We start from the raw sequence: 1,510 nt of genomic DNA on the forward strand, positions 1-1,510 counted from the left end.
GCAGTACCCATACTTTTTAACCAGCCTGCAACTTCTTGTTTAACATCATCGCTTAAAGTTCCAAGTTTTGCTATACGAATTGGCATTCCGAAGATTTGTTCAAACTCATCCCAACTTGCCCAGGAGTGACGTTTTAAAATTGTTAGTGGCGCAGCCTTTTCTAACAAGCCGTAACCATCGTACATTTTTGCAAAAAGTAAATCGTTTGGAAACTCATCAAAAGGTAAACCTTTATCATCATAAACAGATTTTACCACCAATCGTTTATCTACATTTACGTGTGGACGTGGCACATTTTTAACGCCTATAATTTTACCATCAACATCTTTACGAAAATGCAATAGTGAGTATTCATAAAAAATACTTTCCATAACGTAACGCAAGGCATCTGTAAACCAACGTTTATTTAAAAATTCTGAACGTTCATAGTCGGCAACACCCTTTTTATCTTGTAAAACATAACGTTTGTTTACAACTCTTAAAATACGATTTTCAACCACTGCAGTTAAGTGAGCATCAATCATTACATCTTTAAACAACTCCTGCAACAAGTAACTGTAAGATGTGTCAGGATTGTTACGTTCCATACGAGCCATTTGCCAATGACTTATTTCTTGACGATATACCGAGTGTGCTTGCCTTACCAAGTCTAATACAACCTTTTGCGATTTTGCAGCCAATTCTACATTATTTTTAGCGGTAGCAAATGGTTTACCTGTATGATCTAATATTTCTATTTTACTCATTTTTTCTTAAATATTTGATTGAGTTGTTTATCAATTTTTCTTTTTATCTTTTTGTCAAGTGCTTTACTTGCACCCATAAATTGCCTTTTCGGCATTCCGTTTAAACCTTCGTTGTGGCGTTGTGCATAAGGTTTGTCACTACTAAACTCTATACCGCCACTAATTTGGCGAGCCTTTAAACTGTTTTTAAGTTTATTACCACCTGTGCTGTGACCTGTTAAAATAGCTCTTCCATCATTTTTACGACCATAGGAATTTAAATCGCCTAGCTTTCCTCTTTTGTTAGTTCTGTAGCGTGTAATGTCACGTCCACGTTTATCAACAGTTTTACGAGCTTTCCAATCTTTAACACCACTATCATCCCAGCCTTGCTTTTCAAAGCTATCTTCAAAATGGTTTAAGCCTTCCACCTCCATAATATCTAGCAGGTCGTTTTCTAAAAACTCCTCCAGCTCTTTAGTTTGCCGAGCTATATCTCTTATAAAATCCCACTCATTCATTTAAAAGTTGCTTGGATAACGAGTGTTTCCACCCCATTTTATAAATCCATCTCCAATAGCATCGTCTCCAGTAACTTTTGGTGGTAAGTCTCCAGCATCAATTGTGCCTTTTGCAATACCTTCTAACCACGTCATCGCCTCGTTAAAACCTTGCTGAGTTACTTCATTTAAACTACCAGCCTTACGTTTGTAAATCTCGTCAATTACAATTTTTTTAAAATGCTTTACCACTACACCACTTCTATCTGTGCCAGTGGCTTCAAA

At 36.5% G+C, this 1,510-nt stretch carries 1 protein-coding gene and 2 pseudogenes; all 3 read right to left on the bottom strand.

Features of this window, described 5'->3' with window-relative positions; translation table 11 throughout:
* Window positions 1–746: pseudogene (locus ABY298_RS16315) on the bottom strand (hypothetical protein); the annotation flags it as partial.
* Entirely contained in the window at window positions 743–1,246 is a 504-nt protein-coding gene (locus ABY298_RS16320) for a phage morphogenesis protein (protein ID WP_372747097.1), read from the bottom strand. The pseudogene ABY298_RS16315 and the gene ABY298_RS16320, both read right to left, overlap by 4 nt.
* A pseudogene (locus ABY298_RS16325) lies at window positions 1,247–1,510 on the bottom strand (DUF1320 domain-containing protein); the annotation flags it as partial.

Source organism: Lutibacter sp. (assembly GCF_041596795.1).
Classification (GTDB): domain Bacteria; phylum Bacteroidota; class Bacteroidia; order Flavobacteriales; family Flavobacteriaceae; genus Lutibacter.

What these genes read in the sequence shown, in the direction of transcription:
- ABY298_RS16320 (WP_372747097.1), bottom strand. Translation starts at nt 1,246, where the DNA reads ATGAATGAGTGGGATTTTATAAGAGATATAGCTCGGCAAACTAAAGAG.